At 67.0% G+C, this 20,495-nt stretch carries 21 protein-coding genes and 4 pseudogenes; 12 read left to right on the top strand and 13 right to left on the bottom strand.

Translation table 11 applies throughout. The features are described 5' to 3' along the window. Nucleotides 1-553: 553 nt before the first annotated feature. Complete coding sequence (locus ACZ7L5_RS44220; protein WP_471524678.1) at nt 554-712, top strand: hypothetical protein; 159 nt, start codon at nt 554-556, stop codon at nt 710-712. On the opposite strand, the gene pstB is transcribed toward ACZ7L5_RS44220, so the two are convergent. The 5 genes from pstB to ACZ7L5_RS44195 all read right to left on the bottom strand — a co-directional run bounded on the left by pstB (nt 688) and on the right by ACZ7L5_RS44195 (nt 5,487). Next, nucleotides 688-1,509 carry a phosphate ABC transporter ATP-binding protein PstB gene (gene pstB / locus ACZ7L5_RS44215; RefSeq protein WP_471524710.1) on the bottom strand — a complete coding sequence of 274 codons (822 nt, stop codon included), beginning with the start codon at nt 1,507-1,509 and terminating at the stop codon, nt 688-690. The genes ACZ7L5_RS44220 and pstB overlap by 25 nt on opposite strands. 89 nt (nt 1,510-1,598) lie before the next feature. After that, nucleotides 1,599-2,504 carry a phosphate ABC transporter permease PstA gene (pstA, locus tag ACZ7L5_RS44210; RefSeq protein ID WP_471524676.1) on the bottom strand — a complete coding sequence of 302 codons (906 nt, stop codon included), beginning with the start codon at nt 2,502-2,504 and terminating at the stop codon, nt 1,599-1,601. Continuing rightward, a complete protein-coding gene (gene pstC / locus ACZ7L5_RS44205; RefSeq protein WP_471524674.1) occupies nt 2,501-3,457 on the bottom strand; it encodes a phosphate ABC transporter permease subunit PstC in 957 nt (318 codons plus the stop codon). The genes pstA and pstC overlap by 4 nt, the downstream gene beginning before the upstream one ends. Then, nucleotides 3,454-4,413, bottom strand: coding sequence for a PstS family phosphate ABC transporter substrate-binding protein (locus ACZ7L5_RS44200; RefSeq protein ID WP_471524672.1), 960 nt, complete (start codon nt 4,411-4,413; stop codon nt 3,454-3,456). The genes pstC and ACZ7L5_RS44200 overlap by 4 nt, the downstream gene beginning before the upstream one ends. 360 nt (nt 4,414-4,773) lie before the next feature. Further along, complete coding sequence (locus ACZ7L5_RS44195; protein ID WP_471524708.1) at nt 4,774-5,487, bottom strand: zinc finger domain-containing protein; 714 nt, start codon at nt 5,485-5,487, stop codon at nt 4,774-4,776. 545 nt (nt 5,488-6,032) lie between these two features. Between ACZ7L5_RS44195 and ACZ7L5_RS44190 the strand changes: the two genes are divergently transcribed. Together ACZ7L5_RS44190 and ACZ7L5_RS44185 are read left to right on the top strand one after the other, a co-directional pair. Next, nucleotides 6,033-6,986: an IS110 family RNA-guided transposase gene (locus ACZ7L5_RS44190; RefSeq protein WP_471524671.1), complete on the top strand. Its 954-nt coding sequence runs from the start codon at nt 6,033-6,035 to the stop codon at nt 6,984-6,986. Between the two features lie 545 nt (nt 6,987-7,531). Then, on the top strand, nt 7,532-7,891 hold the full coding sequence (locus ACZ7L5_RS44185; RefSeq protein WP_471524669.1) for a hypothetical protein: 360 nt from the start codon (nt 7,532-7,534) through the stop codon (nt 7,889-7,891). A gap of 162 nt (nt 7,892-8,053) precedes the next feature. On the opposite strand, the pseudogene ACZ7L5_RS44180 reads toward ACZ7L5_RS44185, so the two are convergent. Further along, nucleotides 8,054-9,382, bottom strand: a pseudogene (locus ACZ7L5_RS44180) (IS1380 family transposase); the annotation flags it as partial. Nucleotides 9,383-10,476: 1,094 nt separating this feature from the next. Between ACZ7L5_RS44180 and ACZ7L5_RS44175 the strand changes: the two are divergent. Both ACZ7L5_RS44175 and ACZ7L5_RS44170 read left to right on the top strand, forming a co-directional pair. Continuing rightward, nucleotides 10,477-10,926 carry a hypothetical protein gene (locus ACZ7L5_RS44175; protein WP_471524667.1) on the top strand — a complete coding sequence of 150 codons (450 nt, stop codon included), beginning with the start codon at nt 10,477-10,479 and terminating at the stop codon, nt 10,924-10,926. A 91-nt stretch (nt 10,927-11,017) separates the two neighbouring features. Beyond that, nucleotides 11,018-11,371 (top strand): hypothetical protein, encoded by a 354-nt coding sequence (locus tag ACZ7L5_RS44170; RefSeq protein WP_471524665.1) that lies wholly within the window; start codon nt 11,018-11,020, stop codon nt 11,369-11,371. Nucleotides 11,372-11,600: 229 nt separating this feature from the next. Here the strand turns inward: ACZ7L5_RS44170 and ACZ7L5_RS44165 are convergent, their stop codons facing one another. From ACZ7L5_RS44165 to ACZ7L5_RS44150, 4 genes and pseudogenes are all read right to left on the bottom strand, one after another. Continuing rightward, nucleotides 11,601-12,218 carry a DUF6000 family protein gene (locus ACZ7L5_RS44165; RefSeq protein WP_471524706.1) on the bottom strand — a complete coding sequence of 206 codons (618 nt, stop codon included), beginning with the start codon at nt 12,216-12,218 and terminating at the stop codon, nt 11,601-11,603. 119 nt (nt 12,219-12,337) lie between these two features. Then, a pseudogene (locus ACZ7L5_RS44160) lies at nt 12,338-12,481 on the bottom strand (ASCH domain-containing protein); the annotation flags it as partial. 318 nt (nt 12,482-12,799) lie between these two features. Then, nucleotides 12,800-13,186, bottom strand: a complete 387-nt coding sequence (locus ACZ7L5_RS44155; protein ID WP_471524664.1) for a PIN domain-containing protein — start codon at nt 13,184-13,186, stop codon at nt 12,800-12,802. Beyond that, on the bottom strand, nt 13,183-13,446 hold the full coding sequence (locus ACZ7L5_RS44150; protein ID WP_331748760.1) for a hypothetical protein: 264 nt from the start codon (nt 13,444-13,446) through the stop codon (nt 13,183-13,185). Before ACZ7L5_RS44150 ends, ACZ7L5_RS44155 begins: the two co-directional genes overlap by 4 nt. Before the next feature lie 45 nt (nt 13,447-13,491). On the opposite strand from ACZ7L5_RS44150, the gene ACZ7L5_RS44145 reads away from it, so the two are divergent. Both ACZ7L5_RS44145 and ACZ7L5_RS44140 read left to right on the top strand, forming a co-directional pair. Beyond that, the gene (locus tag ACZ7L5_RS44145) at nt 13,492-13,746 is read left to right on the top strand and encodes a hypothetical protein (protein ID WP_471524662.1); all 255 of its coding nucleotides are present in this window, start codon (nt 13,492-13,494) and stop codon (nt 13,744-13,746) included. A 422-nt stretch (nt 13,747-14,168) separates the two neighbouring features. Next, nucleotides 14,169-15,842 carry an SWIM zinc finger family protein gene (locus tag ACZ7L5_RS44140; protein ID WP_471524660.1) on the top strand — a complete coding sequence of 558 codons (1,674 nt, stop codon included), beginning with the start codon at nt 14,169-14,171 and terminating at the stop codon, nt 15,840-15,842. A 51-nt stretch (nt 15,843-15,893) separates the two neighbouring features. On the opposite strand, the pseudogene ACZ7L5_RS44135 reads toward ACZ7L5_RS44140, so the two are convergent. Next, a pseudogene (locus ACZ7L5_RS44135) lies at nt 15,894-16,051 on the bottom strand (PIN domain-containing protein); the annotation flags it as partial. 215 nt (nt 16,052-16,266) lie between these two features. On the opposite strand from ACZ7L5_RS44135, the gene ACZ7L5_RS44130 reads away from it, so the two are divergent. Further along, a complete protein-coding gene (locus tag ACZ7L5_RS44130) occupies nt 16,267-17,520 on the top strand; it encodes an AlbA family DNA-binding domain-containing protein (protein WP_471524658.1) in 1,254 nt (417 codons plus the stop codon). 43 nt (nt 17,521-17,563) lie between these two features. On the opposite strand, the gene ACZ7L5_RS44125 is transcribed toward ACZ7L5_RS44130, so the two are convergent. Further along, nucleotides 17,564-17,701 carry a hypothetical protein gene (locus tag ACZ7L5_RS44125; RefSeq protein WP_471524656.1) on the bottom strand — a complete coding sequence of 46 codons (138 nt, stop codon included), beginning with the start codon at nt 17,699-17,701 and terminating at the stop codon, nt 17,564-17,566. Beyond that, nucleotides 17,694-17,975, bottom strand: a complete 282-nt coding sequence (locus ACZ7L5_RS44120; protein WP_471524654.1) for a hypothetical protein — start codon at nt 17,973-17,975, stop codon at nt 17,694-17,696. Before ACZ7L5_RS44120 ends, ACZ7L5_RS44125 begins: the two co-directional genes overlap by 8 nt. Here ACZ7L5_RS44120 and ACZ7L5_RS44115 point away from each other — a divergent pair. The 4 genes and pseudogenes from ACZ7L5_RS44115 to ACZ7L5_RS44100 all read left to right on the top strand — a co-directional run. Continuing rightward, nucleotides 17,974-18,123 (top strand): hypothetical protein, encoded by a 150-nt coding sequence (locus ACZ7L5_RS44115; protein WP_471524652.1) that lies wholly within the window; start codon nt 17,974-17,976, stop codon nt 18,121-18,123. The genes ACZ7L5_RS44120 and ACZ7L5_RS44115 overlap by 2 nt on opposite strands. A 134-nt stretch (nt 18,124-18,257) precedes the next feature. After that, complete coding sequence (locus ACZ7L5_RS44110; protein WP_471524650.1) at nt 18,258-18,974, top strand: hypothetical protein; 717 nt, start codon at nt 18,258-18,260, stop codon at nt 18,972-18,974. 271 nt (nt 18,975-19,245) lie between these two features. Continuing rightward, nucleotides 19,246-19,668 (top strand): hypothetical protein, encoded by a 423-nt coding sequence (locus ACZ7L5_RS44105; protein WP_471524648.1) that lies wholly within the window; start codon nt 19,246-19,248, stop codon nt 19,666-19,668. A gap of 214 nt (nt 19,669-19,882) precedes the next feature. Continuing rightward, a pseudogene (locus ACZ7L5_RS44100) lies at nt 19,883-20,374 on the top strand (replication-relaxation family protein); the annotation flags it as partial. Between the last annotated feature and the right edge of the window lie 121 nt (nt 20,375-20,495).

Below are 20,495 nucleotides of genomic sequence, written 5' to 3'. Positions count from 1 at the left end.
GCGGCGACCAGCAGCGCGGCGAACACGATGGGGGCGGCTATCTGGTATCCGATCCACACTTCACCCCCGGCGCGACGCCCAGCGTCCCGCGGGTCAACCGCGATGCCACGACCTGGACACGCCGGGCCTCGGCGCGGAAGTCCGGGTCTCGAATGAAGATCCAGGACCGGCCGTGCCAGGCACGAAACGTCTCGGATGCAGGCCGGTCACGCGTGTGCGGCGCGTGTTGGAGCGCGCCCGTGCCGAGAGCAAGACGCTCCGCGCACGGCACCGTAGCGGGTGCTCGGTCTTGTGGCCCGTAGGCCATCTTCTTCGGTCGATCGCGCTCGGCAACGGCAGTACGGTCAGGACGATCGGACAGGCCGGGGCAACGAGCACGACGCGAGACCTGCTCTGCACCTCCTCCCAGAACAACACGGCGCCCTCAAACCGTTCGCGGGCCGGCGCGTTCAGCAGACCGCCAAACAGTGATCCCTGCCCGCGGCCCGGCCGCCAGGTTTCCCAAGCCCCCCATCGCCGGCAGCACGCCCGGCGCCTCGGCCTTGGTGAGCACATGGATGCAGAGATCGACGAGTTCGAAGCGACGGGCCTGATCGCAATGCGTGACCACGAGAAGATCATCACCGACGCGGTCATGCACGCCACCCTCATTGATGACGAGGAACGCACGAGGCTGCGACGGCTTCGTCAGCCGAAGCGGCCGGTGATGTAGTCCTCGGTGCGTTGGTCGGCCGGGTTTTCGAAGATCTTCTCGGTGGTGTCGTACTCGACGAGCCGCCCGTGCCGTATGCCCTTGTCGTCGACGTCAGCGGTGAAGAAGGCGGTGTAGTCGGAGATACGGGCCGCCTGCTGCATGTTGTGGGTGACGATGACGATGGTGTACTCGCTCGCCAGTCCCGCCATCAGGTCCTCGATACGGGCGGTGGCAATCGGGTCGAGCGCCGAACACGGCTCATCCATCAGGATCACGTCCGGCCTGACCGCGATGGCGCGGGCGATACACAGCCGCTGCTGCTGGCCGCCGGAGAGGGCCAGAGCGCTCGCCTTGAGCTTGTCCTTGACCTCGTCCCACAGCGCGGCCCCGGTCAGAGCCTCCTCGACCAGGTCGTCCAGGTTGCCCTTCGCGCCGTTGACCCGAGGCCCGTAGGCGATGTTGTCGTAGATCGACTTGGGAAACGGGTTCGGTTTCTGGAAGACCATGCCGATTCGGCGGCGCACCTCGATGGCGTCGACCTCGGGGTCGTAGAGGTCCTCGCCGTGATAGGCGACCTTGCCGGTGACTCGGGCGCCGGGGATCAGGTCATTCATGCGGTTGAAGCAGCGGATCACGGTGGACTTGCCGCAGCCGGAAGGGCCGATCATCGCGGTGATCTGGCGGCGTCCGATGGTCATCGTCACATCGCGTACGGCTTGGTGGTCGCCGTACCAGACGTCGAGGTCGGAAACGTGGAACACCGGGTCGTCGAGGGAGGGTCCGCGGCGGTTGCGCCGGCGGTCGCCGATCGCCATCGACAGCGCCTGCCCCTCCGGCTCCGCATCTGGGGCGATTTCAGGAGTCATATTGGGCTGCCTGGAAGTGGACTTGTCAGTCATGGCGGTCACCAAGGCTTGCTGAAGCGGTTGCGCAGCCAGATCGCGGCCGCGTTCATGAGAAGGAGGATGGCGAGGAGGATGACGATCCCGGCGGCGGCCAGGTGGTGGAACTCCTCGCGGGACTGGCTGATCCAGCCGAAGATCTGGATGGGTAGCACGGTGTATGCGCTCTCCAGGCCCTCTGGATTGAATGCCACGTAGGTCACCGCGCCGAGCAGCAGCAGCGGTGCGGCCTCGCCGATCGCCCGGGACAGGGCGAGGATCGCCCCGGTGGCGATGCCGGGGATCGCGGCCGGAAGTACCTGGCGCCAGATCGTCTGCCACTGGGTTGCGCCGAGCGCGAGGGAGGCCTGCCGGATCGACTGCGGGACGGCTCTGATTGCCTCGCGAGAAGCGATGATGACCACCGGTAGGACCAGCAGCGACAGGGTCAGGGAGGCCGTCAGCACCGTGGTGCCCAGGGCCAGTTGGCGGGCCAGCAGGCCGAGGCCGAGAATGCCGTAGATGATCGAGGGCACGGCGGCCAGGTTCTGGATGTTCAGTTCGATCAGCCGGTTGTACCAGCGGTCGGAGTCGGCGTACTCCTCCAGGTAGATCGCCGCCATGATGCCGGTGGGCAGGCAGAACAGGGCGGTGAAGGAGATCACCCAGATCGTGCCGAAGATGGCGGACTGGGCGCCTGCCTGCTCGGGGCGGCGGATGGAGGGGAAGTTCTGCCACAGTCGGGAGTCCAGGCGAGGCCACGCCTCGACCAGGACGTAAGTGATGAGAACGCCGAGGAAGATGATCCCCACGCCCAGGCAGCACAGCAGCAGCACGCGGAAGGCGGTCTCGCCCGGCCGGAACCGAGGACCGGCCAGCTTGCGGGGCGCCGCCGGGGCGGGTGGTTCGGTGACCCGGATGACGGTCATTCGTAGACCTCCCGGTATTTGCGCACCAGGCGGATGCTGATGATGTTCATCACGAAGGTGATGGCGAACAGCAAAGCGCCGACGGCGAAGATGGTCTTGTACTCGAAGGACTGCACCGGGACATCCCCGGAACCGGCCTGTGCGATGAAGCCGGTCATGGTCTGCATGGCGTCGAGCGGGTCCCAGCTGAGCACGGTCTGGTTGCCGGACGCGATCGCCACGATCATCGTCTCGCCGATGGCCCGGGAGATGCCCAGGACGCAGGCGGCGACGATGCCGGAGAGCGCGGCGGGGACGACGACTCGCACGGACACTACGCGCTTGCCCGAGCCGAGCGCGTACGCCCCGTCGCGCAGCGACATCGGTACGGCGGACATGGCGTCCTCGGACAGTGAGGCGATCGTTGGGATGATCATGACGCCCATGACCAGGCCCGCGGCCAGCGCGTTCTGGAAGTCCGGCCCCGTGCCGCCCGGCCACCAGTCCCGCAGGAGCGGGGTGACGAAGCTGAGCGCGAAGAAGCCATAGACGACCGTCGGTACGCCGGCCAGCACCTCCAGGGTGGGCTTGAGCGCCTTGCGTACGCGGCGGTTGGCGTACTCGCTCAGATAGATGGCGGCTCCCAGCCCCAGGGGGACGGCGACGAGCAGCGCGATCACGGTGATCAGCATGGTGGCGCTCAGCAGCGGCAGCACACCGTACTTAGGGCTGCTGAATAGCGCCGTCCAGTCCGTGCCGCCGAGGAACTCGGTGAGGCTGACCCTCTCGAAGAACTCGGCGGTGGGCGGGATCAGGGAGATCACGATGCCGGCGGTGGTGGCGACGGACACCAGGGCAGCCACCAGAAGCAAGGCCTGGATGAGTTGTTCCCCATAGCGCGGCCGTGCCCGCCGCAGGGACCGGGGGCCGCTGGGCCCGGCCCCTGCGGATGCCTTCAGGATGGGCGAGGTCACTTCGCCGATTCCTTGAGCTTGTCGAAATCGGCCTTGAGCTCGGTCTCCTGCTCGGAGTTGAGCGGGATGAACTTCGCGTCCTCCGCGATCGGCTTATGGCTCTCGACGTAGTACTCGACGAACGCCAGCACCTCGTCCTTCTTGAGTGCCGAGGCGCTCGGGTAGACGAACAGCGGTCGCGACAGCGGGGTGTACTCGCCGCTCTGCGCGGCCTTGGCACCGGGCGCCACACAGCCCTGGCCGCCGTCGACCTTCAGGGCCTTGAGCTTGTCGGTGTTCTCCTCGAAGTAGGAGTAACCGAAGTAGCCCAGACCGCCCTTGGAGCCGGCGACGCCCTGCACGGTGACGTTGTCGTCCTCGCTCGGCGAGTAATCGGTGCGGGAAGCACCCTCCTCGCCGTTGATCGCGTCGGTGAAGTAATCGAAGGTGCCCGAGTCGGTGCCCGCGCCGAACAACTTCAGCGGCTCGTCCGGGAACTCAGGGTCGATCTGGTTCCAGTTGTTGACCTTGGACCCGGGCTCCCAGGTCTTCTTCAGCTGCTCGACCGTCAGGCAGTCCACCCAGTTGGCGTCCTTGTTCACCACGACAGTCAGCGCGTCATTGGCGACCTGGAACTCCTCGTAGGCGATGCCCTTCTTGTCACAGGCCGCCTTCTCCTCGTCCTTGATCGGACGGGATGCGTCGGAGATGTCGGTCTCGCCGTTGCAGAACTTCTCGAAGCCACCACCGGTGCCGGACGTGCCCACGGTCACCCGGACCTTCGGCTGCTCCTCGGCGAACAACTCGGCCGCCGCCGTGGTCAGCGGAGCCACCGTGCTGGAGCCGTCCACCTTCACCGACCCCGACAGCTGCTCGCCGTCACCGCCACCGTTCGAGCCGGCATCGGCACCACCGCACGCGCTCACAGCCAGCATCACAGCCGCCATCACGACCAAGGGGGCCTTCGTCTGGCGCAACCTAGTGGGAATGTACACGTGACTCTCGATCCTCGTATCCGCCGGGGGTCTCCCGGTCATATGTATGAAGTGCGCAAGCGCGAGCCGCAGGGGGTACTCGGATCGAAACCAGGCAACGCGAACTCAGGATGTACAGTCCGCCTCCGAAGCGTGAAATATAGCCAGTGATCTTCATGGATGGATTTTGGTTTACCGAGGTGGATGCCGGATTGCATCTCAGTCGAGTCCATCGGAGCTCGTCCGCCTCGCTTGGTGACTATTGAATGGCGGCGGATGCGGTGCTCGCGCCAGTTGCTGCTGACGTGGTGTCCGAGTCGCACAGAGCACCGGACGAGGCCGTGTTCGAGGGGAGTTCATGGTTCAGCGCCCTACAGGGGGCGCCACTCCTAGCGCCACACATCGACGACCGCCTACACACCGGCTGCTTGCGCTGAGTCGGCGGCCACACAGAGCCAGGCGGCGTCTCTGCTGCGTACCGCCACCGTGCCACCGCAGGGCCATGACGAACCCGGCGCAGACACCGAAGCAGCCTTCTCGGCGGCCGCAGAGGCGGACGTTACCGAGGAGTTGGTCGAAGAGCACGAGGTGCCTCAGGTGGAAAAGTTTGAAGCGCATGCCCTGCACGCGCCGGAAATTCGGGTTTTGGGTTCCGGTCGAGGTGACCGGCGTGGACAGCACCGGCCACGGCCCGCGGATGGCGTAGCTCGCCGCCCTGCTGCTGTTCAGGCCCGGGCGCAGTGCCCTGCGGCATCGACGGCCGGGCCCTCTCCCACGCGCGGCCGGTGGGGTTTTCACCTCTAGCTCGGCGCGGAGCTGAGGCACCAGCATGAAACGCGGGGTGTGGTACTTCGGGGCGACCTTGCCGCCGCGGGTGCGGCAGGTGCTTCCGGCGGGCACTTCACAGGTGGGGCAGTCGAACTGTGCGACGTTGGCGGCCGGTTCGGCGAGCCTGGCATGTCGCAGAACCCATCGCAAAGGCTGTGTGCGAAGGCTTTTTTGCGAGAGGTCATGAGAACGAAAAGGGTCACACCGGACACGGCTCGCCGGGGCCCACGATCTCTCAGCACTACTCATTTCTGCGAGCACGAGGCGTGACCCTTTTACAAAGGCTCATCGTGCGGCTGTGGTCGGGCCGTCCTCGATCTGGTCTCCACCCGCGTCAGGGTCCCACCAAGTTCGAGAACGCCCTCGCGACCGCTCAGGCAGATCAAGGCCCACGCCCCGTATTGCCGCGTCCGCCCGACGGTTGACGAGATGAAGCAGCTGGGCCGCGGCGCCGCCGGACTCAACCGCTCTCGTCGACCACTTCACCGTTCACAGCGTGGTCCGGCAGATGTTCGCCGGACCGCTTGCCGGGCTCTACGACCCAAGGGTTTAGCGGCGGAGTGTTCCCGGACCCGGAGAGTGCTGGTGTCTGGGGAGCAGCGGAGCGATGACGGTGACGGAACGTCACGAGCAAGTCTGGGTCGGCATCGACGCCGGCAAGGCCCGGCACTGGGCGGTCGGAGTCAACGCCAGCGGAGAGAAGGTGTTCTCGAGGAAGGTCATCAACGGTGAGGACGAGACCCTGGCCCTGATGGCCGCAGCGTGCGAGATGGGCCGACGAGGTGCGGTGGGCGGTGGACATCTGCGGCCGGGCCTCGACGCTGTTGCTTGTACTGTTGATCGCCCATGGCCAGAGCGTGGTGTATGTGCCTGGACGCACGGTCAACCGAATGTCCGGGGCCTACCGCGGCGAAGGGAAGACCGACGCGAAAAACACCCTGGTCATCGCCCACACTGCGCGTATGCGCCAGGACTTCACACCCCTGAGCCTCCCGGACGAGACCGTGGCAAACCTCCAGCTGCTCACCGCCCACCGAGCCGACCTGATCGCCGACCGGGTTCGACTGATCAACCGTCTGCGCGATGCCTTGGTGGGGCATCTGCCCTGCTCTGGAGCGGGCCTTCGACTACTCAGCAGCCAAGGGACCGGTCGTCCTGCTGACCGAGTACCAGACCCCGGCCGCCCTGCGACGGACCGGCGTCAAGCAGCTCGCGGACTGGCTGGCACGACGCGCGGTCCGCAGGCAGCCGAGGTTGCCGCCTGCGCGGTCGAGGCAGCCCAGTCCCAGGTGACTGCTCTGCCGGGCGAAGAGCGAGCCGCCAAACTCGTGTGCGACCTCGCTCATCAGCTCCTCGCACTCGACGAGTGGATCAAAGACACGGACCGGGAGATCCGCGAGTCCTTCCACCTCGACGAGCGCGCTGAAGTCGTCGAATCCCTGCCGGGTATGGGCCCCATCCTCGGGGCCGAGTTCCTTGCCATCGTCGGAGGCCTGTCCAGCTACACAGACGCCGGCCGCCTCGCCGCCCACACGGGACTAGCCCCAGTGTCGCGCGACTCCGGCCGCCGGACCGGTAATCACCACCGGCCCAAGCGCTACCACCGCCGCCTGCGACATGTCTTCTACACGGCCGCCCAAACCGCCATGATGCGCCCAGGACCCTCCCGGGATTACTACGTCAAAGAACGCGGCGAAGGGCTGATCCACGTCCAGCCGAGTCGACGTCTTATGGGCCATGCTCCGTGACAAGAGGCACTTCACCCCCACCCCACCTGCCCCCCAATCGGCCTGACACCTTCATTGAGACTCACTCCACGAGTGCATGGGGCAGGGTGAGTGCGGCTGGATGGATGACCAACGAGGCCCACGAGCAGCGTGGTTGAGACTTCAGACATCTCGATCAACTGCCGGGGGCCTCGCTCGTTGCGTTTGGTGAGCGTCACCTGATCGGCGCCAAGGTCCAAGAAGCTCACTGCTTCCCAAGCAGACCACATTGACGGAATTACGTCATGCTCCCTGACTGAGGTATCCGGCTATCCAGCGTTCGATGTAATGTACTCACACCTTGGACTCGACGCCTGACGGGCCCTGCGAAATTCCGCTGTCACGGGTTAAGTGTCAACAGGAACACAAGCAACGCGCCGTCCGGCGCATGCATGCCTAAAGTGAACTCCCCTGAAGAGGATCGATCCATGTCTCAACAATCCGCATGCTTCGCTGTCGCCAGGCGACCCCGCCTTCGGCGCGGGACTGCTGCCGCCCTACTCGGCTTCGCCGCGCTGGCTGGTGCCATGACCGCGACCGCGCCATCTGCTGCCGCTGCCGAGCCGCCCTCTGGCATCGTCTGGGATCACGTCTACAAAGGAAATGGCGCGACGGTTTACGTTGAGGAGCACGGAGACATTGTGTCCGTGTGCGATACGTCGGCCAATGGCCATTCGGCCGAGGTGTACGTGAATGAGCATATTGACTACTCCTGGGAGGGCGACTCCTACCACCTCAAGGTCACCGGCGGCTTTGGAAGCTGTAAGACAGCCCAGGCAAGCGACGGCGCGGACTACAATTTCACAGAGAGCAGCGAGGTCAACGCCCGCTACGATGGCAATGGTGGGCACTGGGACGGCGACGTATGGTGGGTTAACGACCACTAACCTCGATCTTTCGCGAGGGTCCGCCGACGGAGTCGGCGGACCCTCTTGCTTTCCGGAGCTGACGGTGGGCAGGCCGGCGGCCCGGTTGTCGCGTCGGGTGGGCGCCGGGTTCCACTGCCCGGGGCGGGAGATTTTGTCGTCGGGACGGTGGAAAGCTGCTGGTCAGCCGGGGGCTGGCAGGAGCGCGAGCCGTTCGAGGGCGGCGGCGATCTCGCCGATCCAGGGCCAGTGCCGAGTGAGGCGGAGGATCCTGCGTCGGCCGGTGGTGCCGAGCTGAGTGGCCGCGGAGAACAGGCAGAATCGCAGGCGGCGGGGTTCCCAGAGCCGGGCCTTGCCGGTGAGGGCGAGCATGGGCATCCTGGCCAGCAGGTCGAGGGCGATCTGGACGATCTCGAGCCAGACCATGTTCTGGGCTGTTGTGCGGCGGGGCAGGTTGCGCAGGCCGGTGGCCCGGGCGGCCCGGATCCGGTCCTCGGCCCTGGCACGCAGCCGATGACGGAGCTCAAGGGCGGCGATCGGCCGGTCAGGGGTGTTGGTCGCGGAGCACGTGATGGCATGCCGTCCGCGTCCGTGCTTCTCAACTGGGCGCCAGGATGGGGCCGTTCCTTTCGGAATGCCCTTGGGCCAGCCGTCCAGGAGCCTGCCGGTGAGCTCGGCAACCCGAGCCCCGTCACGGGCCTCACCGTCGGTCTCGACGGCCGGGGTCCAGGCTGAGGCGGGGACCTTCAGCACGTGTTCGTGGATTGCTTCGATGATCACCATGCCGACCGAGTAGAACAGCCATCGTCCTCGCCTGGCGAGCCAGGACACGAGGTCGAGGGTGCCGCCCGCGGAGTCGGTGCGGATCAGGGGCTGACGCCCTCGCCGGTAATGCTTCGGGAGTCGAGCCAGGGCGAGTTGGACGGTGGTGATGTGGTCGGCTGCGGTGTTGGACCCCGCGTTTCCCGGTCTCAGGAGCGCGGCGATGGGCTCAACGGTTCCGCCCGGTCCGTGGTCGAGGAAGGCCGTCAGCGGGTGATGGCCGTAGGTCTTCCTCCAGGTCGGGGCCGCGTCCTCCTTGTCGGAGTGGGCGCTCACGAGGACGCCGTCGAGATCGATGGCGACCTGGCCGTCGGCGTCCGGAGCGTTCTTGCCGGCCAACGACCAGGCACGGCAACGGACTTCGGACCGTGCGGATCTGATGGCCTGCAGGGCTTTCTCGACGGAGGCGGCGAGGGTGTCGAGCAGGTGGGAGATGGTCGGGTCGGAGGCGACCGGGCCGAATTCGGCCGGCTCACACCGCAGCATCGCGACGTCCGCGAGGCAGTCCCCGCCCAGTGCGACCGACAGGGCGACATCCATGATGGCCTTGCCGGGATCGTGGAGGGCCCGCGGTTTGCGCCACGGAGCCAGAGCCTGGGATATGGCCTGGTCAAGGACGGTCTTGCGGACCGTTGCGACGAGCAGGACCGACCCAGCCTGGGAGACGACCTGACGGCCGTCGTCCCGAACGCAGACATGGCGTCAGGACCCGATAGAGTGCTTCACCTGGAAGTGCCTCCGGCAGTGGCAGGAACAAGGACCTCGACAATCACCATTCTTGCTGGCCAGAGGCACTTTCTGCTTTCCTGACCGTCTGCCGGACAGTCCGCTTCATGAAAGGCGCGAGGTTAGTACGCCGCACGGTGCAAGTCCAGGGATCGAGGCGGAGAGGACCGGTCATTCCGCGCCTGGGCGCCGGATCGTCGTGCGACGCGCCCGCGGCCGGGACACCGGCTGTGCAGCCGGGCACGACCGAAAAAGTCGCTGTCACGTTGGCGGCCGCCAAGGGCGCCCCGGGCTGCGGCACCTGCTACGGCAAGCACGTTGCCACCACATGCGGACAGTGCGGGCGCGTACGCCGCGCGACCTACCGCATGCCCGACGGCAGTGTCCGCTGCCAGGGGTGCCACCCACGCCCTGAGCGCACCTGCGTCGGGTGCGGAGTTCAAGCCCCAGTCCAAGCGATCTCAGCGGACGGACCGGTCTGCCGGCGCTGCTACCGACAGCCTGAGCGCCGCTGCGGCCGCTGTGGAGAAGTACGCACGGTCGACCGGCGCGGTGGCGGCGGCAGGCCCGATCTGTGCTCCCGCTGCTATCACGCTCCGCCGGTCGCCTGCGCCTCCTGCGGTCGGCTCCGGACCTGCGCGCGCAGGGTGGCGGGCAAGCCGTTCTGCCAGAGCTGCTGTCCCCGCCCCACGGGCCCATGCGCACGCTGTCTCCACGACCGTCCTGTCCATGCCTACAAGCCGATGGGCCCGGTCTGCAAGCACTGCTACGCGACAGTGCGCGCACGCCCCGGCGCCTGCGCTCAGTGCGAAGAGCGACGTCCACTCATCTCTTCCACCGAAGCAGGGGCCGGTATCTGCGGACCCTGCGCCGGAGTCGAACTCACCTACGCGTGCCAGCTCTGCGGCACGAGCGACAGGATCCTCCGCGAGCAGTTGTGCACCCGTTGCTTCGCCACGAAACAACTGGCCGAAGCTCTCAGTGGAAAAGACGCAACGGTCCCCGCGCAGCGGCAGAGATTCCACTCGGCTCTCGCCGCCGCAGGCCACCCCCGGAGGGTGGCGCACTGGCTGACCCTCGCCGGAGTACCCGCCCTCCTGTCCCAACTGGGCACTTCCGATGAGGAGATCACCCACCAACAGCTTGACGATCTCGCCAATACGTCGACCACTCGTTACATCCGCGACGTCCTCGTCGTCGCCGCGGTGCTGCCGCCGCGCGACGAACGATTGGAGGCCCTGCCTCGCTGGGCGGACGCCCTCTTGGCCCAGGCACCGCTCCCCCAGCGGCAGCTCGTCACCCCCTTCACCCATTGGTATCTGCTGCACCGGATCCGCCGGGCCCACCGGAACCGCCCGTTACGCGCCAGCACACAGCACCAGATGCGATCGCGACTGCGCCGGGCCCTGGAACTGCTCGACTGGCTCGACGAGCACGGCACCGCCCTCGGGGAACTCACAGCCAGAACTCGAGATGTGGCTGGAGGAAGGTGCTGTAGAACGTCGTGAGGTGCGTGCCTTCGTCATGTGGGCGCGAGGTCGGGGCCTTGTCGGCGAGCTCGTAGTTCCCCGGGCACGGGTTGCCGCGCCCAGCGTCTTCATGACGGACGAGGAGCAGACCGAGCAACTGCACCGGTGTCTCGGCGACGATGCTCTGCCTCTCGATGTTCGTACGGCTGGTGCCCTGACGCTCCTCTTCGGGCTGCAGCACACCAAACTGCTCGAACTCACCGTGCGCGACGTCATCGATGACAACGCGATGGTGGCGCTCAATCTCGCAGGCCGCCGTCTTCCGTTGCCGCCTGAAGTCGCCCGGCTGGTCCGTGCGCTACGCGACCAGTGCCAGGCGCGCTGGCAGTTCGATCAGACAGCCAGCACGACACCGTGGCTGTTCCCCGGGCAGGAGCCCGCCCGCCCTCTCGGAGCCACCTACCTCAACTTGAAGCTCCGCTGACACGGCATCGCGCCCCTCGCCGGCCGCAACACCGCTCGTCTCGCGCTGGCCACCGACCTGCCTGCGTCCGTCCTCGCCGACTTCACCGGCACCAGCATCAGCAACGCCACCCGCTGGACCGGATACGCCAGACGCGACTGGCTCGACTACATCGCATCCCGCACACAGATCCGACCGCTCCCATGAGCGCCGGGCACGGCCCAGTGAGACCACCAGAGGACGGGGGCCGTTATCGTGCCTCGGCGCATTCATCGACGAACGCACAAAGCCGACGGACGAGGCTCAAATTGGAGGGGGTGGGGTCCGAGTCGCTCTGCATGTGAGGTGCATCCTGGAGCCACTGCTGCCACAGGCCGTCCGGCTCCCGAAAGCGGTCGGCGTGACCACCTCCTAGGTTCAGGTCGATGAACCGGAGAGCGCCCATGACGATGGTCTGGTCGTACGCGAGGTCAGGGCGGCAGAGGTAGCGATCAAGGTAGGCGGCGAGCAGATCAGCGTCGCGCGCCGTTCCGAAACTCGCCAGGGCCACGCTGTAGGCCAGGCCGACACAGCAGACTTCGCTGGCCAGAAGGAGTTGACCGAGGCCCTCACGGAATTCGGTCCGGCGGGATACAGCTACGAGCCAAGCCGCAGTTCTCCGTTCGCGCCAGCCGCCTTCAAGAAGCTTGGCGATCTCATTCGGGGTGATGAGTTTCGCGTCCTCGCAGAGGTCTCGCATGAATCGGTCGTAGGCAGGGCTTTGCATGCGCAGCAAGCTGCCGCCGAGCTTCAGATAGCGCCGCTCGGGCTTGACATATCGGCGAACCAGGGCCAGTAGTTCGGCATCGTCACGGGGGTCGCGTATCACACGCCCGGTCTTGCTTTGCTGATGCGGAACGAGGCCAGCCCGTTCATTGCCCGGCTTGTCCGAGGACAGGCCATGGCCCACGCCTTCCGCGGCGACTTGGCACTGGAATACCGCAGCTACTGAACAAGTGCACTCAACACCAGGTCATCGAGGTGGGGGTACTTCACCCGCACCTCGATCGTCTTCTCACCGGCGGCGACGAGGTCGAAGTACCGGCGGTAGAGGTTCAGTTCGCGGACGCGAGCAGCGGCAGTCTCCGTCAGGGGGCGGGAGCGCTCCTAACTGTTGGGGTAGTCATGAGTCGGCCGAGTTCACCGGCCGAGTACGAGCGAAGGAGTGTCGGGGGTCGGCGAGTAACATCTCGGTCAAGCCGAGCAGGCGGTGAGCGTGTTCCGAGCCCGATGTCAGTCATCGACAAAGGTGGCACGGGATGCTGAACTGCGGCGCGAGGTCGAGCAGGTCGAGGTAGAGCTGCTCGCGCTGTCCCCAATCACCGGGGATGGTGTTCTGCGGGGCCCTGTCGCGGGGCAGGGGACAGGTGCCAGGGGGCCGCAGGGGCGCTGGCCGAGGCCGGACGGACGTCACCGGTTGAGGTCGAGTACGGGAACGCCGTGCCCGGCATACACCTTCGGCTCCACCGTGGCAATCAGCGCGTCAGCTCCCCACGCGGGCAGGTGTCGCACTGCGTAGATCGCCGCGCCGATCCCGACCGGGACGCCCTCGTGGAACAGATCTGCCGTCGCGAGTACCGCAGGATAGTCGAGATCGAGAGTGTGCAGGACTTCCAGTTGCCCAACGTGCTCGGCCATCCCCCGATGTTCCCGGTCGGCCTCCAGGACCGACAGCGCCGGCACCCACAATCGGGCCTCCGTCTCGAAGTGCGCCCGATGGATCAGCGCAGAGACCTGCCGGTTCCCGGCGAGCGCCAGCAGGGTCGGCGCATCGAGGACCAGGTGGTGAAGGATCACGCGGCCGCGCCGTTCGCCGGCAGAAACGCCTCGCGCAGACGGGCACCCATCGCGGCGCTCTCCTCGTCGGACACCTCGACACCGAAGTGCTCCGCGAGGTAGGCACGGGTACGTTCGGCCCGCTCGCGGCGCTCTTCGTCCGTCAGCGTGGACTCCGCGAACTCCTGTACCAGGGTCCGGATCGACGTGCCGCGGGACTCCGCGATCACTGCCAGCCGGTCACGGACCTCGGCCGGCACTCGAATCATCGCATCAGACATAACCCCAGTATACGCGCATGTATACGTCGGGTGGGCCCCGATGACGTGACGAGGGCCCAGCGCATCCTCGACCTCGCCGCGGCGGGACCGGCCACCCACGGCGAGGAACTGGTGCTGCTCCTGCACAAGGCGAACGAGCTGTACCAGCAGAGCCTGCGGGAAGTGCACCAGGAGGTGTCTGAGCGTCTCGACCGGCTGGCCACCACGGACCTGATGTCCGCTGCGGAGACGGCCGGCATGCCGTGTAATGCCTCGCACGAACGCGACGAGGTGATCCTGCTGCTGGCTCTGGCCGAGTAAGAGATGACACCGGCCGCCATGGCCCACGCGGAGATGGCCGAGGGCACCGCCCACCGCGGTGTCTGCTTGATCCCCGAAGAGTGAGGCGAGAGCCGCGAGCGCAGCCATTGTTGCAGGTCAGTTGCGGCCGATTTGGCGAGCTGGCGTACGTCAATGCGGGAGAGGTTGCGGGGCGTAGCCGCGATGATCTCCGCCCTCGTCCGGGCATGGCCATGCCGCACCCGGTCTTCGCCGGCCGCATGATCCGCCACATGGCCACGCCCATGCATGCTCCCGGCGCTCGCGCTATCGCCAGTGCATCGCAGATCCCACTTCGTGATGGGGTGTTCGCGGGTGCTCAGTCGTCGCCCGCGGCAGAGCGCGTGTGGACAGCCGGGGCCGTCAGGCCTCCGAGAGCTGCCGATCCGCGGTTGAATGCCGGTGTGGCACAGAAAGTCTTGGAGTTCGGCGAGGACGATCTGCGGGCACTGGCCGGGGCTCGGTCCTTCGATCGGGGGCTGGGGTATCTGGACGCGGTGAGCGGTCTGGAGGTGAGGGAGGGCTCGATCACCGCCGTGGTGCACGGTACGGATGTCTACGACGTGGAGCTCGCCCTCGGCCGGGGCGAGGGGGTCTCGGGGTGGTGCGACTGCCCGTACGGGCAGGAGGGCAACTTCTGCAAGCACTGCGTGGCGGTGGGGCTGACCGTGCTGCGGCGGGCGAAGACGATTCCACAGCAGCGAGCCGCGGCACGGGCAAGAGCCTCCGGCTTGGGAGCGTGGCTTTCGGCGCTGTCACGTGACGAACTCCTGGGGCTGGTGCGGGAGCAGATCACCGAAGACCGGGAACTGCGTCGGCGCTTGGAGCTGCGGGCCGCCGCCGCTCGCTCAGACCTCGGTACGGTCCGGGACCGGATTATTGCGCTGGTCGATCCACGGCCGTTCGCGCGGTACGGGTACGTCGAGTACGCGGATGCCGAGGGGTATGCGCGGCAGGTGGCCGAGGCGGCCGACGCGCTGCGCGCCCTGACCGCCGGCGGGCAGGCGGCGCAGGCGGTCAGTCTGGCAGAGGAGGCCCTCCAGCAGCTGGGGGAAGCGTACCGGGAGATCGACGACTCCGACGGTGTGGTCGGGGAGGCCGCCGCCGCGGTGGCCGAGGCCCATTTGGAGGCCTGCGGGGTCGCACGCCCCGATCCAAACCGGCTGGCCCAGTGGCTGGTCGGCCACGTGCTCGGCGACGACAGCGATGTGACGGACCTGGACCTGCTCGACTACGCCGACCTGCTGGGACCGAGCGGGCTGGTCCGCATGCGGCAGCTGGCGGTCGAGGCGCGGCGGCGCAGGCCGTCCGGCTGGGCGGAGCAGTACCTGATGCAACGCCTGGTCAAGGCGGAGGGCGACGTCGGCGCGTTGGTCGCCCTATACGCGCAGGACCTCGACGTGTCCGGTGCCACACATCTGCGCATCGCCGAGGAACTGGAATCGGCGGGCCGCGCGGAGGAGGCGCTCGCCTGGGCGGAGCGCGGACTGCGGGACTGCGCCGCCGAGACGCACATCGACGGCCGTCTGGTCGACTACGTATGCGTCCGGTACGCAAAGACGAGGCGGGCGGCCGACGCTGTCGCGGTGCGCCGGGACAGGTTCCGTGTCGAGCGGTCCCTGGCCGCCTACCGGCAGCTGCGCTCCGCCTCCCTGGCGGCAGACTGCTGGGAGGCTGACCGCGCGGCGGCGCTGACCACCTTGAAGGAGGACGCCCGTCGTGAGCGCGGCGGCGGGAACGTGCTCATCGACGTGCTGATCGACGACGGGGACCTGGACGCCGCCTGGCGGGAGGCGGCCGGCCGGGCTGACGACCGGCAGTGGGAGCAGCTCGCCGACCTGTCGCGTGAGACGCGTCCGGGTGAGGCGCTCGGCGTGTACCTGCGGCTGGTTGAGAGGTCGAAGGAACCAACCGGAAATCGCGCCTACCAGCGCCTGGCACGGCTGCTGCTGGGCGCCCGTGACTGCCATCGTGCGCTGGGGACCGAGGACGCGTTCACCGTGTATCTCGCCGGCCTGCGGACGGAGCTGAAACGCAGGCGGAATCTGATGAGCATCCTCGACCAATCCGGGCTGTGAAGGTGGGCGAGCCCGGCCCCCTCTCACTGCCTGCTGACGGCGTCTGTCCGTGAGGTCCATCATCCGTACCGGCTGTCCGGTTGTACGGGCGATCGTTTCGAAGTCGCGGTCGTAGTGAAGCAGGGTCAGTCCCGCCTCTTCCGCGGCAGCGGCGATCAGCGGGTCGACGGGGCACGCGCGCGGTGCTCGCCCTTGGTGGTGAGCAGTTCTTACCAGCGACTCCTTCGGCAAGGTGGAATTCGACTATGAAAACCCCACGGTCCCCGGCGTCGAACCCCCGGCCCCGAACACGTCACCCGCATCGGCCAGTCGGAGAGCTCACCAGAGGCTCCGGGCGATCACGGATGAACCACTGCCTGAGTGACGAAGCTACGGGGCCGGGTTGGCCGCCTGCTGTACGCGCTCGATCCCTACACTCTGGCGCATGAGCTTCACAGCACTCCATCGCGCCGTCGGAGCGACACCGGGACCCCTGACCGACGATCTCCTCGACGCCGCTGTGGCTGCTGGTACGAGGGAGACAAACGACCTGGACTGGAAGGGCGAGCTGCCTCCGGCGAAGGGGCTGACGCAGACGGACTTCCCCAAGGACGTCGCGGCGATGGCGAACAGCGGCGGAGGCCTGATCGTCTACGGCGTGGAAGAGTCACAGAAGGCAGCGACTGTGCGCGTCGACGTCGGCGAGTTCAATGAGACCTACGAACGATCGCTGCGCAGCGCCGCAATTACCGCCATCTCCCCGCCCGTGTTCGGCCTGAACGTGCATCACCTCGAGGCTGAAGGCAAGCGGGCCATCGTCGTGGAGGTCCCCGCAAGCATCGACGGACCTCATCTGATCTACAGGAACGACTACTTCGGCGCGCCGGTCCGGAATGACTCAGACACCGCGTGGATGAAGGAACGGCAGATCGAAGCCATGTGCCGCGCCCGGTTCGAGGAGCGCCGACACGCGAGCGAGGCCCTGGACGCTCTGTTCGGGGAAGCGTCCGCTGGACGGGACTCCGACAAGCGCGCCTGGCTGATAGCGGTCGCTCATCCCCGCATCCCCGTCTTGCGTGAGCGGATGACGCGCGATAGGGCTCGCTACGTCTGGGCGACGACGGAGCCTCTGGCTCTGGCCTATGCCGGGCGGGAGGGCATGCATCCGCTGGAGAACGTTGACCGGAACAACCCGCGCCCCGGTTTGCGCCGCTGGGTTGCGGTGAGCATGGCCATAGGCGATGGATCGAGGTGGAAGGAGGCCTGGATGAGCATCCACCACGACGGCTCGGTCACCCTCGCTGCTGCGGTCGGTGGGCAACGCAGGAGCCGCGACAGCGACTTCGAGGGCTGGGAGATCCCGTCTTCTGCCATCGAGTGCGCCATCGCGGATGTCATAGCACTCATCCGCACCACTGCGGAAGCAACCGACAATGAGGAGTACGACGTTCGAGTAGGGATCGAGTGGACCGGTCAGGAACCGCTGACGATCCTCACCACCGACACCTTCGGGCAGACCTATGGCGGCGCTTCGACCCCGCTGTATCGCTACACCCCAGTTGAGACAACTGTGAACGCGGTGGAGCCCGCATTGGACTACCACTGGCACGTTCACGACCTTGCTCAAGACTGCGTGAATCAAGGCGGCATCTCGAACCTACTGATCATCCGGCCCCCGGTACGAGGCGAACAGCAGTAGCTGGACCCTATGTCCTCGAACTTCGCTGCCTGCCCGGGCACTCCTAGACCAGTACCGAGAAGTCGAGCCCAACGACAACCTCGTGCAGGACATCGTCGTCGCGGCTGGCGGCGTGACGGATCAGCTCGTTGAAGAAGTCGTAGTCGAGCAGCTCGTTGTGGTCGCGCAAGGGATCAGGCACCGTGATGCGGTCCGGCCGGTACCCAGGGTCGTCCCACTCTTTCCTCGACACGGGCCAGCCACAATCGCTCAAGCTGCAGACCGAGCTCGCGGACCTGAGTCTTAGGGCCCCCACGATGTGCGTCCTCGCCGATGCTGAGCTCACCGCCCTCCTCCAGGACCTGGCACAGCAGCTGTCGGGCGGCCAAGGTGGCCCGGCGCATCTGGTCGGCGATCTTGTTGACGCTCTCGGCGGTGCCCCGGCGGTCAGCCTCGTCGAGCTCACTGCCGTACATGGAATGCGATCACTGCCCCGCGTCGATCCACTTCGGGCCGCTGGCTGCTGACCTCCGCGACCAAGACGACCCTGCACTCGACGACGGCCTGCTCACCAAGGCCAACGACGCCGCGCGCCGCGGCGTCTGCCTGATCCCGCAGGAGTAGGGCGAGAGCCGCGAGAGCCGCCTCACCGCAACGACCTCGAGCCGCAGGCTGGACACCCAACCCAAACTCCTGCCATTATTTGCTTTGTGAGTCGGGCCGGTCGGCCCGCTGCTGACAGGACGGACGGTTCTGCCGTGACCTCCAGCGATGAGCCTCGCCTGGCCGACGCTGCCGAGATCGCGGCTGAACAGGGCCTGACTCCCGCCAGGATCAGCGGCCTCTACACCGGGCAGGAGCAGAACGCGGCCGGCGAGACCTTCCCCGAGCCCGTCGACAAGCGCGGCCGCGCCCGCCTGTGGGACCACGCGGAGGTCACCGAGTGGTTCGCTCACCGCGCGCCGACACGGCTCGCTGAACACACACCGCCCTCCCTGGACCCGGAGACACTGCTGAACGCCGCGGACGCCTCGAGGTATCTCGGCTACAAGAACTCCAACCAGGTCACCACCTTCGTGCGCGACCACCCCGGATACTTCCCCGAACCGGACGCCGTCGAAGAAAAGGGCGCCGCCGACAACCCCTACCGCCGGCAACTGTGGAAGGTGCAGACCCTCAAAGAATGGATGGCCACCCGGCCCGGCCGCGGAAGACGCGCCGGCGCCAAACAGTCGCCACCCCTGCCCGACGTTCCCGCCGACGGCGATCCCGACGAACTCCTGGGAGCCAGCCAGGCAGCCGCCCTGCTGGGATTCAAGAGCATCGGCTCCTTCTCCAGCAGCCTGTCCCAGGGCAACCTCCCGCTACTCAAGACCACGGACGGTGTCACCGAAGCGGGACGCCAGAAGGGCCGCCGGCGGTGGACACGCCGACGCATCCTCCAGCAAGCCGCCGAGCGGTCCAAGAGGAAGTAGTACCCGGTGGTGAACGCGCCTGCGCTCACCGCCCCAGATACGCGGCAGCCGGTTTGGGGAAGTTGGTCCCTTGCGGGCCGGATGCCGCACGATGGCCGGCATGGCGTGGCTCGCCAACACACCCCGCAGCAGCATCCGCTGCTGCGGACCGGCCATCACCAGCCTTCCGACACCGAAAGATTGACCGCACCCAGAGAGCTTGGCTGGGGCGTGTCGGCACCGACGGACATAATGCGGTGTGGACCTGAGACCGGAGCTGTTGCCCCCGCCCGTGAGCCAGCAGCGGCTGGACGAGCTGTGCGCGGAGGTTGAGCAGATCGCGCAGCTGCTGGTCGCCCGCCCAAAGGTGGCGGGCGAGGCGATCGAGGCGTTCAACGCGATGACCGGTCACAACTACGTGGCTCTCGACTTCGCCGAGTATGACGGAAACAGGAGCGTGGAAGAGTTCGCGAGGGAGGCGGCCCGGCCGGCTCGCCCCGTGGTTGCGGACATCACCCGGGACGAGCTCGTTGAGATCGTTCGCAGACTCCTGACTGCCTCGGCGGAGAGCGGCTACTATCTGCGGCTCCTGGAAGCGAACGTGTCGCATCCCCGGGTGAGTGACCTGGTCTTCCATCCCTCGGACATCCTTCAGGACCCGTCTGCCGAGCAGATTGTCGACCAGGCTCTGCAGTACCGGCCGATCGCGCTCTGAGCGAATCGAACGCCACCGTCACACTCCGCGATCGCTCCCCAAGATCTGTGCCCGCAACTCGTGAACAAAGCCACGATGTCCCACCGCGCTCGCTCGTGGTCGGGGTGGGCACCCCCGACGGCGGCCCCGACCACGAGATCGTTCTTCGGTCGTAACCGTGGTCGGGCTGTCGTGGTCGGGGCTCGGGTCGCTGTGCACGGGTTGCCTGCTTCCTATGGCTCGTTCCCCATCACATGCCCCGGCCGCCGAGTCGGCCCCCAGCCCGTATGAACCACTGCGATTGCAGGTCCTGACCGCACTCGCCCAGCACCGCATGGCCACCACCGGCCAGCTGCGCCAGATGCTCCGGCCGGACAACTCCCGCCAACTGATCTCCCGCGTGCTGAACAAACTGCGGGATGCCGGCTTCGTCGACCTCACCCCACTGCTGGGCAAAGACCGCTCACGTACACACGCCTGGTACCTCACCCCCGAAGGGGCACGCCTGACCCGCGACCTCCCCGCCCTGCGGGGCCGCCCGCCCTACCCCATCACCGCAACCACCGCAGCATCACTGAAGACACCCCACACACTCACCGTCGTACGCACCCATCTGCCGTTCGCCGCAGACGCCCGCAGACTCGGACACGAACACGGCCCGTGGGACTGGACCCCGGAAGTAGCTCACCCCATCGGCGAAGGAGAACGGCTCGTAGCCGACGCAGTCAGAAGCTGTGTCACATCCGGTGATCTAGGCACTCCGTGCCCGAGTGCAGGAGTTCGGTGATCCGTGATGCTTTGTCATGGATGGCGGATTCGTTCAGTTGTGTGTCGGGTCCTGCCTGCGT

The sequence above is a fragment of the Streptomyces sp. NPDC107528 genome (genome assembly GCF_055639295.1).
Note: the sequence above shows the minus strand (reverse complement) of the source record. Positions and strands in the feature narration are given on the sequence as shown.

Coding starts and splice junctions, on each gene's coding strand:
- pstA (WP_471524676.1), bottom strand. CDS start 2,504: ATGACCGTCATCCGGGTCACCGAACCACCCGCCCCGGCGGCGCCCCGC.
- ACZ7L5_RS44185 (WP_471524669.1), top strand. CDS start 7,532: ATGACCGCGACCGCGCCATCTGCTGCCGCTGCCGAGCCGCCCTCTGGC.
- ACZ7L5_RS44170 (WP_471524665.1), top strand. CDS start 11,018: ATGACGGACGAGGAGCAGACCGAGCAACTGCACCGGTGTCTCGGCGAC.
- ACZ7L5_RS44115 (WP_471524652.1), top strand. CDS start 17,974: ATGGAATGCGATCACTGCCCCGCGTCGATCCACTTCGGGCCGCTGGCT.
- ACZ7L5_RS44150 (WP_331748760.1), bottom strand. CDS start 13,446: ATGTCTGATGCGATGATTCGAGTGCCGGCCGAGGTCCGTGACCGGCTG.
- ACZ7L5_RS44220 (WP_471524678.1), top strand. CDS start 554: ATGGATGCAGAGATCGACGAGTTCGAAGCGACGGGCCTGATCGCAATG.
- ACZ7L5_RS44195 (WP_471524708.1), bottom strand. CDS start 5,487: ATGAGTAGTGCTGAGAGATCGTGGGCCCCGGCGAGCCGTGTCCGGTGT.
- ACZ7L5_RS44120 (WP_471524654.1), bottom strand. CDS start 17,975: ATGTACGGCAGTGAGCTCGACGAGGCTGACCGCCGGGGCACCGCCGAG.
- ACZ7L5_RS44130 (WP_471524658.1), top strand. CDS start 16,267: ATGAGCTTCACAGCACTCCATCGCGCCGTCGGAGCGACACCGGGACCC.
- pstB (WP_471524710.1), bottom strand. CDS start 1,509: ATGGCGATCGGCGACCGCCGGCGCAACCGCCGCGGACCCTCCCTCGAC.